The organism is Pseudomonas sp. FW305-20 (assembly GCF_058788075.1).
In genome coordinates this window covers 50,608-67,444 of record NZ_JBYTAJ010000033.1, presented here as the reverse complement: position 1 = coordinate 67,444, position 16,837 = coordinate 50,608, and the positions used below count along the sequence as shown (strand labels likewise).

Genomic DNA, 16,837 nt, shown 5'->3' with positions numbered 1-16,837 from the left:
ATTTACCTGAAACAGCGTGGTGCCTGATTTCACGACTGCTTCGCAGCCGAACGCAGGCTTCGCCAGCTGCTACAGGTGATGCGTTGCTACTGAAATTTTGACGCTTTTTTCTCATTTAACACTTTACATTTGCCGCGCCTTGAACATGCAAATGATTCGTATTGAACTACACTGATCGACGACCCTTTCCCGTCGATTCTGCCGAGTTTGCGCGCAGGATTTTAATAAAAACAGGAGCTGCCAACGCATGAATCCCCCGTTCCCTTCTTTCCTGAAAACAGCACTGCTGGCCACCGCTTTGGTGAGTGCCGGTCATGTGTATGCGGCGGATGCCGATGGCATTGTGGTCTACAACGCCCAGCACGAAAGCCTGACCAAATCCTGGATCGAAGGCTTTACCAAGGAGACCGGAATCAAGGTCACCCTGCGCAATGGTGACGACACCGAGATGGGCAATCAGATCGTGCAGGAAGGCACGGCCTCCCCGGCCGACGTGTTCCTGACCGAAAACTCCCCGGCCATGGTGCTGGTCGACAACGCGGGGCTGTTTGCGCCGGTGGCGCCGGCCACCCTGGAGCAGGTCGGCGATGCTTACCGCCCGGCCCATGGCAAATGGGTAGGGATCGTCGCGCGCTCCACAGTGTTTGTCTATAACCCGAGCAAACTGCCCGAAGCCGAGCTGCCCAAGTCGTTGATGGACCTCTCCGGTCCGAACTGGAAAGGTCGTTGGGGTGCTTCACCGGCCGGTGCCGACTTCCAGGCCATCGTCGCTGCCGTGCTGGAACTCAAGGGTGAAGTCGCGACCCTGGAATGGTTGAAAGGGATGAAAACCAACTTTACCGCGTACCGGGGCAACAGCTCCGTGCTCAAAGCGGTCAACGCCGGGCAGATCGACAGCGGCGTGATCTACCACTATTACAGCTTCGGCGACCAGGCCAAGACCGGCGAGAACAGCAAGAACACCGCCCTGCACTACTTCAAGCACAAGGATCCGGGCGCGTTTGTCAGTGTCTCCGGTGGCGGCGTGCTGGCGTCCAGCAAACACAAGGAACAAGCCCAGGCGTTCCTCAAATGGATTACCGGCAAAGATGGCCAGGCCATCCTGAAGACCGGTACATCGTTCGAATACGCGGTGGGCAAGAACGCTGAATCCAATCCAAAACTGGTGCCTTTGCAGCAACTCGACGCGCCAACGGTCGATGCTTCAAAACTCGACAGTAAAAAAGCCGTGGAGCTGATGACACAGGCGGGACTGCTCTAATTGCTGCCTGAAACCTTGCCGGCGGGTGTCGCTGAGGCGATACCCGCGAATTTGCGACGACGATCCCGCGGCCTCTTCGCGGGGCGTGGTGGCGCGTGGGTGATCGGCTTGTCGGTGCTGGTTTCGCTGCTGTCACTGCTGCCGATTGCCTTCGTCATCGGCGTATCGTTTCAGACAGGCTGGGCGACCCTTGTGCCGCTGGTATTCCGGCCGCGGGTCGCTGAATTATTGATCAACACCGTTTTGCTGGTGGTTATCACGATTCCGTTGTGCGTCACGTTAGGCCTGTCGCTGGCCTGGTTGACAGAGCGCACCAACCTGCCGGGGCGGCGCTGGTGGTCGTTGCTGGCGACCGCGCCGCTGGCGGTGCCAGCGTTCGTGCACAGCTATGCGTGGGTCAGTCTGGTTCCGCCGATTCACGGGCTGTTTGCCGGGGTGCTGGTCTCGGTCATCGCTTACTTCCCGTTCTTGTATTTGCCGATAGCCGCCACCCTGCGCAGGCTCGATCCAGCCATCGAAGACGTTGCCGAATCGCTGGGGCTCAAGCCTTGGGCGATATTTTTCCGTGTGGTGTTGCCGCAACTGCGCCTGGCCATTTGCGGCGGCGCATTGCTGGTCGGCCTGCATCTGCTGGCCGAATATGGCCTGTACGCGATGATCCGTTTCGACACCTTCACCACGGCCATCTTCGATCAGTTCAAGTCCACCTTCAACGGCCCTGCCGCCCACATGTTGGCCAGCGTGCTCGCCCTGTGTTGCCTGGTGATGCTGACCGCAGAATCGGCCGCTCGCGGTACGGCGCGCTACGCCCGGGTCGGTTCGGGAAGCGCTCGCGAACAGCGGGTGGTGCGCCTGAAACCCGCAACCACCCTCCTCGCCCTGACCGTCCAGATGGCGACCTGCGCGCTGGCACTCGGCGTGCCACTGGTGACTTTAGGTAACTGGCTGATCGCCGGCGGCACGCAGGTGTGGCAGATGGACGAGCTTCTGCCGGCGCTGGAACAGACGCTGCTGCTCGGCGTTGCGGGCGCCGCCGTCACCACCTGCGCTGCCATCCCGATTGCCTGGCTGTCGATTCGCGCTCCGGGCCGGTTGCAACGCGTATTGGAAAGCTGCAACTACATCACCAGTTCGTTGCCCGGGATCGTCGTGGCCCTGGCCTTGGTGACTGTCACCATCCATTTTGCCCGGCCGATTTACCAGACGACGGTCACGGTGCTGCTGGCGTACCTGCTGATGTTTTTGCCCCGCGCCCTGGTGAGTTTGCGCGCCGGCATCGCCCAGGCGCCGGTAGAGCTGGAAAACATGGCCCGTAGCCTCGGCCGTTCCCCAGCCCGGGCATTGTGGCTGATCACCCTGCGTCTGGCCGCGCCCGGCGCTGCCGCTGGCGCCGCGCTGGTGTTTCTGGCGATCACCAATGAGTTGACCGCCACCCTGCTGCTCGCCCCCAACGGCACACGCACCCTGGCCACCGGATTCTGGGCGATGACCAGCGAAATCGACTACGCCGCCGCTGCGCCCTATGCCTTGTTGATGATCCTGCTGTCGCTGCCCTTGACCGGACTTCTTTATCACCAATCCAAACGAACGGCTGGCCGATGAACGCTCTCGAACTCCATTCCATTTCCAAGTCCTACGGCGCCCATCAAGCGCTGGAGAGCGTCAATCTGTCGGTACCAACGGGCAGTCGAACGGTCATCGTCGGCCCGTCCGGCTCAGGTAAAACCACTTTGCTGCGGATGATCGCCGGCTTCGAATTCCCGGACTCGGGGCGTCTTTCACTCAATGGCCAAACGCTCGTCGACAGCACCCACGAAGTCCCGGCGCATCAGCGTTTGATTGGTTATGTTCCGCAGGACGGCGCCCTGTTCCCGCACATGACCGTGGCCGCGAACATCGGTTTCGGGCTTTCGATCAGGGGCGCTGCAAAACAGGAGCGCGTCGCTGAGTTGATGGACAGCGTGGCGCTGGATGCGAGCATGGCCAACCGTTGGCCCCACGAGCTCTCCGGCGGCCAGCAACAGCGCATCGCACTGGCGCGGGCGTTGGCGCAACAACCGCGTTTGATGCTGCTGGACGAGCCGTTTTCGGCCCTCGACACCGGGCTTCGTGGCGCCATGCGCAAAATGGTCGCCCGGCTGCTGACCGACGCCGGCGTGACCACCATTCTGGTCACCCATGACCAGAGTGAAGCCTTGTCGTTCGCCGATCAGCTGGCGGTGATGCGTGACGGTCGGCTGGTGCAGTCGGGCCATCCGCTGGACCTTTACCGCTACCCCGAGGATGAACAAACCGCGCTGTTTCTCGGGGATGCCATCGTCATGCCCGCCCGAATCGAAGCCGGCTGGGCCCATTGCGACCTTGGCCGGATACCGGTGAACAATCACCGGGCCAATAAATCGGCGCAGATCATGCTGCGCCCCGAACAATTGCAACTCGTCAGCATCCAGCCCAACCCATCCAAGGCTGGCGGGTGTCGCGCCGTCGTGACCGAGCGGGATTTCAGCGGCAATACCTGCACCTTGACCGTGGAACTGGAGGCTTTGGCGTCCGGGCAACAGCCTGGGCGATCATTGATGGTGCGCAGTTCTGGCCTGTATGCGCCACCTGCCGGCAGTGCAGTTCACGTTTCGACAATCGGCCATGCCCACGTACTGAGCGAAACGTGAACCCCTTCCATCAAAGATCGAACCGGTCCACAGCACGACGTCGCTCGTTGTCATCGCGCACGTCGTAGTTGGCCGTGGTCTGGATGTTGCTGTGATGGGCGAGTTTCTGGGCGATCGACAAGTCGTACTCCTCAATCACTCGGGTAATGAACGAACGTCGGAAATCATGCGGCATGATTTTCACCCCGACCTGCGCGCCCCGCTGGCGGGCGATGTAATAGATCGCATGTTTGGTGATGCGCTCGCGGGTGATGTGGCTGCCGCGGCGGATGCGATTGAACAGAAATGAATCGTCCGTTTCGCCCTCCTTCAATAGCGAGCGCCGCAGTTCCAGCCAGTCATTGAGTTTGGCGAACGCCCAGGCCGGTGCGTACTTGATCAGTTGCTTGTTGCCCTTGGCGGTCACACGGAGGCTGCGCTCGGCGAAATCGACCTGGTTCAGGTCCAGGTTTACCGATTCCGATTTGCGCATGCCCGAGCCATACAAAATCCCGATGATCGCCGCATCCCTCAACCCTTGTGGCCGTGGATCGGCAGCACAGACCGCCATCAGTTCCTGGATCAGCGTGCGCCTGAGGTTGCGCCCCTGGGATAATCGCGTGCCGGCAATTCCCTTGACCGAGCGCATTTTCAGCAAGTGCTCCTGACTGATCAGGCTCATGCGCCACGCTTCATTCATCACCCCGCGCACAGCATTGACGTACAGCGAAGAGGTGTTCGGTGCATAGCCGTCGGTGCGCAAGGTGGCGACCAGCGCGATGACATCTTCCGGTTGCAGGTTGTGCCAGGGAATCTCCTCGACGTTCATGTCTTCGAAGCCCAACCGGTCAGCGGCGTCCTGCAACACATAACGCATGGTCAGCTGGCTGGAGGGCGCCAGACGTGCCAGGTACAGGGTCAGCGGGTTGGTCTTTGAGGGAATGGAGTCGGTAGCGGGTAAGTCAATCAAACGAAACGGCCTTAAGTGGAAAACAGTTCATTAAATAACTAAGGATTGAAACATCCTTCATATAACGCGGAACACTTCTGTAGGAATTTCCACTAAAAAACTCGATGAACGGCAGAAGTCTGAACAGTGGCTGTATGACTTTCAGGTAAGCAATTCACCCACCGGTTTTCTCGTGCCCCTTTCACAAAACCAGACATAACCTTCAATCAATCCAGTGAGCCTCGGTGGGCTCCCAACCTGCCGGCCACGGCTGTAAATGTCAAATACAGTGTGCGTCTGGTCGTTAGCTAAATCATTGAAATCACGTTTCTTTCGGCATTGACGCTGAAGGATGGCTTACGCCCGAAAGTTCTCCAGCAACCAGGCTTTTTCCTGTTGTCCCGTTCCAGTACCGGCGATGAAGAAACTGCCGTCGTAACGCAAGTATTGCGTTTCGCTCAATACCGCCGCGAGGCCGTGGCTTGGAGTCTGAAACCTCCGGACGTGGCGTTGTCCAGCACGATAGACGAATTGAAATATGACCACGCCTATCCTGACGCCGCACAGCAGCGAGTCGACCGTCATCGCCCTCAACGCTCGCCCTGCTCTCGCATCCGGACTCAGGAGTGCCCCATGAAAATCAGTGTATTTGGTAGCGGTTACGTTGGCCTGGTGCAAGCGGCTGTCCTGGCTGAAGTCGGCCACGACGTGGTCTGCATGGACATTGATGAGCGCAAAGTCGAACGGCTGCAACAAGGCCACGTGAGCATTTTCGAACCGGGGCTGGCCAGCCTGGTGCGCGAAGGCCTGGAAGCCCATCGTCTACAGTTCACCACTGACGAGCAGTTTGCGGTGCAGCATGGGCAGGTATTGTTTATCGCCGTTGGTACACCGTCCCGGGACGATGGCTCGGCGGATCTGCGTTATGTGCTGGCGGTGGGCGAAGCCGTGGCGCGTCATCGTGAACAGCCGGTGATTCTGGTGGAAAAATCCACGGTGCCGGTGGGCACGGGTGACACCTTGCGCGCACACATCGACAAGTGCCTGATCAAGGTCGGTCGGCTGCTGCAGTTCGATATCGTCTCCAACCCGGAGTTTCTGAAAGAAGGCTCAGCCGTGGCCGATTGCCGGCGCCCGGACCGGATCGTCATCGGCTGCGAACGCGATGAAGTGCGTGACGTGATGCGCGACCTCTACGCGCCCTTCAACCGCAATCATGACCGGATCATGTTCATGGACCTGCGCAGCGCCGAGCTGACCAAGTACGCCGCCAACTGCATGCTGGCGACCAAAATCAGCTTCATCAACCAGATCGCCGAACTGGCCGAACACCTGGGCGCCGACATCGAATCGGTGCGCCTGGGCATCGGCGCCGATTCGCGCATTGGCTACCACTTCATCTACCCGGGCTGCGGTTATGGCGGCTCGTGCTTTCCCAAGGACATGCGCGCGCTGATCCACAGCGCCGAACAGGCGCATTGCTCCAGCGATTTGCTGCAAGCGGTGGAAGCAATCAACCAGCGGCAGAAGCACAAGTTGTTCGAGCGTATCAACGCGTTCTACCGGGGTGATTTGCGTGGCAGGACCTTCGCCGTGTGGGGGCTGGCGTTCAAACCGAACACCGACGACATGCGCGATGCACCGAGCCGGGTGCTGCTGGAATCGCTGTGGGCCGCCGGGGCCAATGTCCGCGCGTTCGACCCGGAAGCCATGCAGGAAACCCAGCAGCTGTATCCCGATGAATCCCGGTTGATGCTGATGGGCACGCCGGAATCGGTATTGTCCGGCGCTGACGCGCTGATCATCTGCACCGAATGGCAGCAGTTCAAGGCCCCGGATTTCAGCCTGATCCAGCAGCGACTCAACGCACCGGTGATCTTCGACGGACGCAACCTGTACGACGCCGATCGCCTGGCCCGCGCCGGTTTCATGTACTTCCCTATGGGCCGTGGCGAGTCGCGCAACTTGCCGATTCCGCATCAGCAGTGGCCCGCAGCTTCGGTCGTCGCTTGAATACGATGTCAGCCGCTATCAGAGCGGCGCCTTCAAATCGACCCCCAACGCCAGGGCAAACGCCTTGACCAGCGGACTGCGCACCGTGTTGTGACGAAGGATCAGATTGAACGGGGTGCTGATGTTGATCAGTTCCGGGCGCACAGCCCGGAACTGTCCCTGCGCCACCATCGACGCGGCGTAATGCTGTGGCAGAAAACCCACGAAACGCCCGGTCTTGATCAGCAATGCCACCGCTTCGACCTGGCTGGCCGAGGCGGAAAAGCTGTCGTAGTGGGCAAAATTCAGTTTGTCGCGATGAATCGCATAGCGGTGGTTGATGCACTCGTAATCCTTGAGCACATGACTGCCGATTTCTGCGTCCGGCACCGTGAATAACGGATGACCGACCGCGCAATAAACTTCAGAGCGTTCTTCATAAAGCGGGTAGTAATCAAACTCTTCGCGCTTCTGATAAACCGGCACGATCCCCGCCACTAACCGTCCCTCTACAACACCTCTTTCCACCTCATCCAGTTGTGAGGCTTGAAGTTGAAATCTTACTTTCGGCGATGTTTCATTAATTGTTCTAAGCGCAGCAACTAACGGCGAATTAGCATCGGAAATCGTATTATCAATAACCCCCACGCCAAGGTCACCGATCAGTTCATTCTGAGCTGAACTAAGGCGGTCGCGAAAGTTGTCGACCGAGGCAAATAAATCAATGGACGCCTGATACACCAGGCGACCCTCTTCGGTCAGGTGAAAACCCTCGCGACCGCGGGTGCACAGGCGCATGCCGATGCGGATCTCCAGGTCGGAGATCTGTTTGCTGATGGCTGCCAGACCCACATTCAGCTCATTCTGGGCAGCACTGAAGCCGCCGGCTTCGACCACTGCCTTGAATACTTTGAGCAGTTTGAAATCCAGGCCGCTGAGGGTCAGCGGTGCCCGATGACCCGTTTTCAGCGGCGGGTTTCCGGAATTGGAAAGTGGGGTTTCCATAATGCCTATTTACCTCTGGCGCCCTATTCAACAACCTGTGTCCAACAACAAAAATAGTGCTGGTAAATAATAATGACCACAGAAAACCAGGCTTGGCAACCGCTAAGAAATCCCGCACATCAGTGCCAACTCACTGATTTCGAACTATTAAAAGCTGACACTTCGATCAGCTCTCGTAACGATGCAACTGCGCTTTCACCCTGCCCTTGAATAATGTTTAGGCCAAACCACGCCCAATTGATTTGCGGCGAGTGTTTCAGGCCCGGCACCCCGATTTCAGTTCGCTTTACCGACGAGGAAAACAACAATGTCTCAAACCACCGACCGTCTCTGGGGTGCCCGCTTCAAAAGCGGTCCGTCCGAAGCCCTGGCGGCCTTGTCCCGTTGCCCCGAGCGCTACTTTCGCCTCACCCCGTACGACCTCGCCGGTTCCAAGGCGCATGCCCGTGAATTGCAGCGCGCCGGGCTGCTGAGCGAACAAGAAACCCAGACCATGCTCGACGCCCTGGAACGCATCGGTGATGACTTCCGCGCCGGCAGCATCGCGCCGACCCTTGACGACGAAGACGTCCACACCTTCATCGAACGCCTGCTGACCGAACGCCTCGGCGCACTCGGTGGCAAGCTGCGCGCCGGCCGTTCACGCAACGACCAGACTGCCAACGACCTGCGCCTGTTCCTGCGTGATCACGTCCGCACCCTGGCCGTTGAAGTCCTGGCCCTGCAACAAGCCTTGGTGGATCAGGCCGAGCAGCACATCGAAAGCATCTGCCCAGGGTTCACTCACCTGCAGCAAGCCCAGCCGATCGTGTTCGCTCACCACTTGCTGGCCCACGCCCAATCGATGTTGCGTGACGTGCAACGCCTGGTGGACTGGGACGTACGCACTTCGCTGTCGCCACTCGGCGCGGCGGCCATGGCCGGTTCTGCCATCGCTCGTCTGCCGCAGCAGTCGGCCAAGGAAATGGGCTACAGCGGCGTGTGTGAAAACTCCATCGATGCCGTAGCCAGCCGCGATCACGTTGCCGAGTTCCTGTTCATTGCCAGCATGCTCGGGATCAACATTTCCCGCCTCGCCGAAGAGTTCTGCCTGTGGTCGTCGCGGCAATTTCGCTGGGTCGTGCTGGACGATGCCTACGCCACCGGCAGCTCAATCATGCCGCAGAAGAAGAACCCGGACATCGCTGAATTGGCGCGGGGCAAGGCGGGTCGCCTGATCGGCAACCTGACCGGTCTGCTCTCTACGCTGAAATCCCTGCCGCTGTCGTACAACCGCGACTTGAGCGAAGACAAAAACGGTGTGCTCGACAGCGTCGACACCCTGTTGCTGGTGCTGCCCGCCATGGCCGGGATGGTCGCAACCATGAAGGTCAACGTCGAAGAACTGCGGCGTCAGGCGCCACTGGGTTTCACTCTCGCCACCGAAGTCGCCGACTGGCTGGCCATGCGCGGCGTGCCGTTCAAGGAAGCCCACGAAATCACCGGTGCGCTGGTCCAGGCCTGTGAGAAACACGACATCGAATTGTGGGAAGCCTCCCCGGCGCTGTTGGCCGAAATTGACCCGCGCCTGACCGCGGAAGTGCGCGAGAGCCTGACCCTCGAAGCCGCCATCGCCGCCCGCAGTGGCTGGGGCGGCACCGCGCCGCAACAGGTGCGCGAGCAGATTGGTCGACTGAAAACTGCCCTGGCTGCGCAGCAGCAATGGACCGAGAACTATCAGGGCTTTCGCCTTTAAGTCAGAGCACAAAACCTGTGGGAGCGGGCTTGCCCGCGATGAGGCCATCACATCCACATTTTTGTTGACTGACAGTCCGCTATCGCGGGCAAGCCCGCTCCCACAGGGACTGTGCTGACCTGAAATATCAGAGTACGGAGAAACAACATGAGCCAGACTCAGGCAGAACGACTCCAGTCGGAGCGCAAACTGGCGGAAAACCAGTTCGATATCACCCAGTACCACCATGTGCCACGGCGTTATTACGGGCGGATTTTCTTCGCCACCGTGATCGTCATTGCGATTATCGGCCTGGTACGAGCCTTTGCCGAAGGCAAGATCGAGTGGTCCTATATCGGCCAGTTCCTCACGTCCCAGGCGATCATGTGGGGCTTGCTCAACACCATCGTCATGGCGGTGCTGGCCATGGCGCTGGGCATCGTTTTCGGGGTGATCACCGCGATCATGCGCATGTCGGCCAACCCGATCCTGCGCTACGTGGCGGTGACCTACACCTGGCTGTTTCGCGGCACGCCGCTGATCCTGCAACTGCTGTTGTGGTTCAACCTGGCGCTGATCTTCCCCACCATCGGCATCCCCGGCCTGTTCGAAATGGACACCGTGAGCCTGATGACCCCGTTCGTGGCGGCCCTCCTCGGTTTGAGCATCAACCAGGGCGCCTACACCGCCGAAGTGGTACGTGCCGGCCTGCTGTCGGTGGACACCGGCCAGTACGAAGCTGCCAAGTCGATTGGCATGCCGCGCCTGCAAGCGCTGCGCCGGATCATCCTGCCGCAAGCCATGCGGGTGATCATTCCGCCGGTCGGTAACGAGTTCATCGGCATGGTGAAGATGACCTCGCTGGCGAGCGTCATCCAGTACTCGGAACTGCTCTACAACGCCCAGAACATCTACTACGCCAACGCCCGCGTGATGGAGCTGCTGATCGTCGCCGGTATCTGGTACCTGGCCACCGTTACCGTCCTGTCCTTTGGTCAAAGCCGTCTGGAGCGTCGTTTCGCTCGCGGCGCCGGCAAGCGTTCTTGAGGAGCCCCACATGAGAAGCATCGTCAAGGCCGTGAGCCTGAACAAGTACTACGACCATTTCCACGCGCTCAAGGACGTCAACATCGAAGTCGAGCAAGGCGAAGTGCTGTGCATCATCGGCCCGTCCGGCTCCGGCAAAAGCACTTTGCTGCGCTGCATCAACCAGCTGGAAAAAATCGACAAGGGCGGCCTCTGGGTCGATGGCGAACTGGTGGGTTACCGCATCGTCGGCAACAAGCTGCACGAACTCAACGAGTCGCAGATCGCCCGTCAACGCCTGGCCACCGGCATGGTGTTCCAGCGTTTCAACCTGTTTCCGCACATGACCGTGCTGCAAAACATCATCGAAGGGCCATGCCAGGTGCTCAAGCGTTCGCCCAAAGAGGCGCACGAAGAAGCCTTGGAACTGCTCGCTCGCGTCGGCCTGGCCGACAAGCGCAACAGCTACCCGATCGAACTCTCGGGTGGCCAGCAACAACGCGTCGCCATAGCCCGTGCACTGGCCATGCGGCCCAAGCTGATGCTGTTCGATGAACCCACTTCGGCACTCGACCCGGAACTGGTCGGTGAGGTGCTGTCGGTGATGCGCGATCTGGCGCAGACCGGCATGACCATGATCGTCGTCACCCATGAACTGGGCTTCGCTCGCGAAGTTTCCAACCGCATGGTGTTCATGGACGGCGGGCAGATCGTGGAGGCTGGAAGCCCCGAAGAAATACTAATAAGTCCGCAAAACCCGCGCACCCAAAGCTTCATTTCTGCCGTTCGAACCTAAGCGTCCTTTGGCGCTCACAACACTCATAAGAGAACGACCATGAAGAACATTGTTATCCCAGCAGTACTCGCAGGCGTTATGGCTTCCGGCTTCACCTGGGCCGCCGAACTACCGGCCAGCATCAAGGAAAAAGGCGAGGTCGTGGTAGCGATCATGCCGAACTACCCGCCGATGGACTTCAAGGACCCGGCCACCAACACGCTCACCGGTCTTGACTACGACCTGGGCAATGCCTTGGCCGAACGTCTGGGCGTGAAGATCAAATGGCAGGAAACCGGCTTCGAGCAAATGATCAATGCGCTGACCACCGACCGCGTCGACATGGTGCTGTCGGGCATGACCGACACCGCCGAACGCCAGGCCAGCGTGACCTTCGTCGACTATTTCACCAGCGGTCCGCAGTTCTACACCTTGCAGAAGAACAAGGATTTCAACGAGATCATCGACCTGTGCGGCAAGAAAGTCGGCACCAGCCGCCGCACCACCTTCCCGGCGGAAATCGCCGAGTGGAGCAAGGCCAATTGCGAAGCCGCCGGCAAGCCTGCGATCAACGTGATCGGCACCGAAGGCTCAGCCGATGCCCGCGCGCAATTGCGTCAGAGCCGTATCGATGCGGCCATGCAGGGCAGCGAGACTTTGTCCTACCTGAAGACTCAGGAAAAGGACATGTACAAAACCGTGGGCCTGCCAATCTCCAAACAGTTCACCGGGTTGGGCGTGAGCAAGAAAAAGCCTGAGCTGAGCGAGGCGGTGAAGGTCGCGTTGCAGAGCATGGTGGATGACGGCAGCTACCAGGCGATCCTGAAAAAGTGGGACCTGGAACTGGGGGCGATCAAGACTGTGACCATTAACGCCGGGAAATAAGGGATCGGCGTGATGCCTTTGTGGGAGCGAGCCTGCTCGCGATGGCGGTCTGTCAGGCGACAGGGATGTTGAATGTGCCGGCCCCATCGCGAGCAGGCTCGCTCCCACAGGGTTCGGTGTTTATTTATGAATAGTTGGAGCCCACATGTCCTCCTTGCCACAACCCACCTGGCCCGACCAGCACAAAGCCTGCCTCGCCCTGGCCTTCGACCTCGACGGCCCGACCGGCGATGCCATGCTCAACGGTTCGATCTGGCGCAAGCCCGAGTACTTCGGTTTTGGCGGTTACGGCCCTTACCGCGCCTTGCCCCGCATCCTCGATGTACTCGACGCCTACCAAATCCCGACGACGTTTTTCGTCCCGGCCTGGGTCGTGGAGAACTGGCCGAAACAGTGCCAGGCGATTGTCGAGCGCGGGCATGAAGTGGCCTACCACGGCTACAAGCACGAATCCTTTTACGCCCTGACGCTGGAACAGCAAAAGGACGTGATGAACAAATCCCGCGAGGTGTTCTGGAAGCACCTGAACATCCGCGCCGAAGGGTTTCGCACCCCGTCCGGTGACTGGCGGGCCGAAACCCCGGCGATGCTGGTGGAGGCTGGCGTGACCTACTCCAGCAGCATGCGCGGCGATGACCGGCCATACCTGGTGAAAGTACCGGGGCACGACACGCCGCTGGTGGAAATCCCCGGCCGCTGGGAAATGGACGACTACGCCTCCCTCGCCTACACCCGCGCGCCGGACTTTCCTTCCGGGCTGGACCGCACCGCCAGCTACGCACTGACCCTCGATAACTGGTGCCGCGAATACGACGGCGCCATGAACGAAGGACTGTGCCTGACCACCCTGTTCCACCCCAAGATCACCGGCAAACCGGGACGCATCCTGCTGCTGGAAAAACTCTTCGAACACATGCGCCAGCGCGATGACGTGTGGTTCGCCACATGCCGCGATGTCGCCCACTGGTGGCTGAAGGAGCATCACCATGGCTGATTCCCCTGTCTGGCCCAAAGGCTACCGCTGCGCCGTGGTACTGACCGTCGATTACAACGACATCCACGGCATCCTCACCCAGGCCCCGGAGGTCGCCGGGCGCGACAAGACGCTGTCGGTCTGGCGCTATGGCACCCAACGCGGCGTCGACCGTTTGCTCGGTTTATTCGAAGAACTGGGGGTTTCCAGCAGCTGGTTTGTTCCCGGGATCGTCGCCGAGGAAAACCCCGGGCACATTCGGGCAATCCAGGCCGGTGGACATGAGATCGCCTGCGCCGGGTATCGCCACCAGCACTACGACACCCTGAGCCTCAACGAACAAAGCGCCGAGATTGCCAAAGGCTGCGAGGCGTTGACCGCGCTGACTGGCCAGCGTCCAACAGGCTTTCGCATCCCGGCCGGCAACGGTGCACCGGGCTTCATCGAAGCGTTGAAGGATCACGGCATTCGCTGGTCCTCATCGTGGCGTGGCGATGATTTGCCATTCGCTCATCCGACGGCGCCCGACGTCATCGAGTTGCCATTGCACTACGAACTGGAAGACGAACCCTACTTCGCCTTCAACCTGAGCCCGGCCGTGCCACCGGCGCAATCGCGGATCGCCTCTTACAGCCATACCCTGGGCAACCTGCAACTGGACTTCGCCGGGTTTCACCGATTCGGCCTGTGTTATGTGCTGCGACTGCACCCGGAAATCATTGCGACACCCGGGCGGATTGGCGTGTTGCGCGAGTTGCTGGAGGGGATTCAACAGCACGACGACGTGTGGATTGCCACAGGCGCCGACGTTGCTCAATGGTGGGCCGAATCGGCGCGACAGGTGACCGAGGACCATCCGGCGGCTGTGTATGAGCGGCATTATCGGGATTACCTTTCATGAGTGAGCGGATGCAGCGATTGGCGCAGTTCTGCGTCGACAGCCGATTCGAAGACTTGCCGCCCGCACTGGTGGCCCAAGCCAAGCGGCACATACTCGACACCTTCGGCGCGACCCTGGCCGGGGCTGGCAGCGATGTCGCGAAGCAGGCACGCCAGGTCTTCGACGGTGAAACCGGGAGCACGCTGATCTGGGGCACCGATCAGCGCACCGGAGCGGCCCAGGCCGCCCTGCTCAATGGTGTCGCCGCCCATGCCCTGGAACTGGACGACACCGGTGGCTGCGACCATTCCGGCGCGGTGGTGCTGCCGGCAGTCATGGCGGCGGTGTCGATGGCTGGACAACCGGTGAATGGTCGGGAGCTGATCACCGCCGTGGTGATCGGCTACGAAATCGGCCGTCGGGTGCTCGAAGCCTGCGGCAGCTATTCAGCCCACAACGGCGCCGGCTGGCACTCCACTGCCACCTGCGGCGTGTTCGGTGCGGCGGCGGCCAGTGCGCGAATACTCGGACTGGATACCGCGCAAACCGTCTCGGCGCTGGGCATTGCCGGCAGTTTCAGTGGAGGGTTGTGGGCGTTTATCCACGACGGTTCGCAAAGTAAAAAACTTCACAGTGGTCGTGCCGCCGAGGGCGGATTGCTGGCGGCGCGATTTGCCCAACGAGGCATCACCGGGCCGACCCGATTATTCGATGATGTCTGGGGCGGGTTTCTCAAGACCCTGGCAGGTGAGACTGCACAACCTGACGCGCTGGATACCGATCTGGGCGTCGTATGGAAACTCGCTCGCTGCTCGATCAAACCTTACGCCGCGTGCCGAGGAACGCATTCCGCCATCGATGCGCTGGGGCTGTTGCTGGATCAACTGCAGGTCAGCACAGATCAGGTCGAGGATGTTCGGGTGTCGTTGTGCGGATTTCTGCAGGACATGTGCGGCGGGCGCGACGTCGGTACGCTGGCGGCGGCGCAGATGAGCCTGCCGTATGCCCTCGCAGCCCGGCTGGTGCAGGGGCATTGCCGGTTGGAGGCGTATGACGATGAACAACGGGGCGATCCACGGATTGCTCACTGGATGTCGCGCATCCACCTTGAAGTGGACCCGCAACTGTCAGAGGATGGCGAGCCCGTTGTCAGCATGCGGACCGTGGACGGTCGGCAGGCGAGCCTGTGTGTCGACCCGCCATTGGGTGCGCCGGGTAATCCGTTGTGTGATGTGGCGCTGGAGGAGAAGTTTTTCAGCCTGGCGTTGCGGGTGATGCCACGGGGGCAAGCGGCAGAACTGCTTGAGCAGTTGTGGCGGATTGAAGAATTGGAATCCATTGAGTTGTCGATCGTTCCCACGCTCCGCGTGGGAATGCAGCCCGGGACGCTCCGCGTCCCTGCCGAAGCGGACGCAGAGCGTCCGGTAAGGCATTCCCACGCAGACGGTTCGACGCCTCGACGTGGGTACGATCACTCAGAGAACATTAAATAAGGATATTTGCACCACCGTGGCCACTTACTCACTCGTTATCCGCCGGTTGATGATCGTTTCGCTGACCATCGTCGTCAGCCGCGCCATCACCAGCCCGCTGCTGACGCTGTTCCTGAGCAACAAACTCGGCCTCAACCAACAGGATGTCGGCTTGCTGCTGGGCATTGCGGTGTTCATCGCCACCCTGCTCGCGCTCTACGGCGGTTACATCATCGACCGCCTCGAGAAGCGCCGACTGTTGATCCTGGCGATGCTCTCCAGCGCCATCGGCTTCGTGCTGCTGACCTTCGCCGACAACCTCTACCTGACCACCGCCACCCTGGTCATCACCGAAACCGCCTCGGCACTGTTCCTGATCGGCTCGAAGGCGATCCTCAGCGAAAACCTGCCCGTGGGCCAGCGCGCCAAGGCGTTTTCCCTGCGCTACACCTTGACCAACATCGGCTACGCCACCGGCCCGATGCTGGGCGTGGTGATTGCCGGCGTGTATCCGATAGCACCGTTCCTGATCGCGGGCGGCATCGCGTTCTTCAGTATTTTCCTGATGATCGGAATACCGAAGGATTCGGCCCAGGCTCCCGCGATTGGCCAGCCAACGAGTTTTCTCAAGACCCTGATCACCCTGAAAAACGATCGCACGCTGATCATGTTCACCTGCGGCTGCCTGCTCAGCACCGTGGTCCATGGCCGTTTCACCCTGTACCTGTCGCAATACCTGTTGGTGACTCAAGACACCAAACGGGCACTGGAAACCATGGCCGCCCTGCTCGCCTGCAATGCGATCAGCGTGATCCTGCTGCAATACCAGATCGGCCGTTTCCTCAAGCGCGAACAATTGCGTTACTGGATCGCGGGCGGTACCAGCCTGTTCATCGTCGGTTTGATCGGCTTCAGCCTGGCCGACAGCCTTGTGAGTTGGTGCGTGGCCATGTTCATCTTCACCCTCGGTGAAATGATCATTTACCCGGCCGAATTCCTCTTCGTTGACACCCTGGCGCCGGAAGAGCTGCGCGGCAGTTATTACGGCGCGCAAAACCTCGCAGCCCTCGGCGGTGCACTGAGCCCGGTGATTTGCGGTTTCCTGCTGATGCACACCCCAGCGCCAACGATGTTTTATGCCTTGAGCGCACTGACCGCGATGGGCGGATTCCTGTGTTTCATGAGCGGTCGCCGGGTGGCTTTACAGCAATATTAATGCACTAAAACTGCATTAATATGAATTTGTCAGCATCGGGA

General features: G+C 60.2%; 15 protein-coding genes. 12 read left to right on the top strand and 3 right to left on the bottom strand.

Going from position 1 to position 16,837, the window contains the following annotated elements:
- Positions 1-247 precede the first annotated feature (247 nt).
- From AC3WP4_RS23305 to AC3WP4_RS23295, 3 genes are read left to right on the top strand one after another with little or no spacing between them, the layout of a single operon-like run.
- On the top strand, positions 248-1,261 hold the full coding sequence (locus AC3WP4_RS23305; RefSeq protein WP_102615465.1) for an iron ABC transporter substrate-binding protein: 1,014 nt from the start codon (positions 248-250) through the stop codon (positions 1,259-1,261).
- A 3-nt stretch (positions 1,262-1,264) separates the two neighbouring features.
- A complete protein-coding gene (locus tag AC3WP4_RS23300) occupies positions 1,265-2,863 on the top strand; it encodes an ABC transporter permease (protein ID WP_102615502.1) in 1,599 nt (532 codons plus the stop codon).
- A complete protein-coding gene (locus AC3WP4_RS23295) occupies positions 2,860-3,930 on the top strand; it encodes an ABC transporter ATP-binding protein (protein ID WP_102615464.1) in 1,071 nt (356 codons plus the stop codon). Before AC3WP4_RS23300 ends, AC3WP4_RS23295 begins: the two co-directional genes overlap by 4 nt.
- A gap of 10 nt (positions 3,931-3,940) precedes the next feature.
- Here AC3WP4_RS23295 and AC3WP4_RS23290 read toward each other — a convergent pair whose 3' ends face one another.
- Together AC3WP4_RS23290 and AC3WP4_RS23285 are read right to left on the bottom strand one after the other, a co-directional pair.
- Positions 3,941-4,879 (bottom strand): site-specific integrase, encoded by a 939-nt coding sequence (locus AC3WP4_RS23290; protein ID WP_076031074.1) that lies wholly within the window; start codon positions 4,877-4,879, stop codon positions 3,941-3,943.
- A gap of 336 nt (positions 4,880-5,215) precedes the next feature.
- Positions 5,216-5,443 carry a hypothetical protein gene (locus tag AC3WP4_RS23285; RefSeq protein WP_102615463.1) on the bottom strand — a complete coding sequence of 76 codons (228 nt, stop codon included), beginning with the start codon at positions 5,441-5,443 and terminating at the stop codon, positions 5,216-5,218.
- Positions 5,444-5,491: 48 nt separating this feature from the next.
- On the opposite strand from AC3WP4_RS23285, the gene AC3WP4_RS23280 reads away from it, so the two are divergent.
- Positions 5,492-6,871, top strand: a complete 1,380-nt coding sequence (locus AC3WP4_RS23280) for a UDP-glucose dehydrogenase family protein (protein WP_076031073.1) — start codon at positions 5,492-5,494, stop codon at positions 6,869-6,871.
- Positions 6,872-6,889: 18 nt separating this feature from the next.
- Here AC3WP4_RS23280 and AC3WP4_RS23275 read toward each other — a convergent pair whose 3' ends face one another.
- Complete coding sequence (locus tag AC3WP4_RS23275) at positions 6,890-7,855, bottom strand: LysR family transcriptional regulator (protein WP_102615462.1); 966 nt, start codon at positions 7,853-7,855, stop codon at positions 6,890-6,892.
- Positions 7,856-8,162: 307 nt separating this feature from the next.
- Between AC3WP4_RS23275 and argH the strand changes: the two genes are divergently transcribed.
- From argH to AC3WP4_RS23235, 8 genes are all read left to right on the top strand, one after another.
- Positions 8,163-9,590, top strand: coding sequence for an argininosuccinate lyase (gene argH / locus AC3WP4_RS23270; RefSeq protein ID WP_102615461.1), 1,428 nt, complete (start codon positions 8,163-8,165; stop codon positions 9,588-9,590).
- 147 nt (positions 9,591-9,737) lie between these two features.
- Positions 9,738-10,616 carry an amino acid ABC transporter permease gene (locus tag AC3WP4_RS23265; RefSeq protein ID WP_076031070.1) on the top strand — a complete coding sequence of 293 codons (879 nt, stop codon included), beginning with the start codon at positions 9,738-9,740 and terminating at the stop codon, positions 10,614-10,616.
- 10 nt (positions 10,617-10,626) lie between these two features.
- Complete coding sequence (locus AC3WP4_RS23260) at positions 10,627-11,391, top strand: amino acid ABC transporter ATP-binding protein (protein WP_102615460.1); 765 nt, start codon at positions 10,627-10,629, stop codon at positions 11,389-11,391.
- Between the two features lie 39 nt (positions 11,392-11,430).
- Positions 11,431-12,255, top strand: a complete 825-nt coding sequence (locus tag AC3WP4_RS23255) for an ABC transporter substrate-binding protein (RefSeq protein WP_074876709.1) — start codon at positions 11,431-11,433, stop codon at positions 12,253-12,255.
- Between the two features lie 145 nt (positions 12,256-12,400).
- Positions 12,401-13,249, top strand: coding sequence for a polysaccharide deacetylase family protein (locus AC3WP4_RS23250; protein ID WP_102615459.1), 849 nt, complete (start codon positions 12,401-12,403; stop codon positions 13,247-13,249).
- On the top strand, positions 13,242-14,129 hold the full coding sequence (locus AC3WP4_RS23245; RefSeq protein ID WP_102615458.1) for a polysaccharide deacetylase family protein: 888 nt from the start codon (positions 13,242-13,244) through the stop codon (positions 14,127-14,129). Before AC3WP4_RS23250 ends, AC3WP4_RS23245 begins: the two co-directional genes overlap by 8 nt.
- Entirely contained in the window at positions 14,126-15,601 is a 1,476-nt protein-coding gene (locus tag AC3WP4_RS23240) for an MmgE/PrpD family protein (RefSeq protein WP_256581199.1), read from the top strand. The genes AC3WP4_RS23245 and AC3WP4_RS23240 overlap by 4 nt, the downstream gene beginning before the upstream one ends.
- Positions 15,602-15,617: 16 nt before the next feature.
- A complete protein-coding gene (locus tag AC3WP4_RS23235) occupies positions 15,618-16,796 on the top strand; it encodes an MFS transporter (protein WP_102615457.1) in 1,179 nt (392 codons plus the stop codon).
- Positions 16,797-16,837 lie beyond the last annotated feature (41 nt).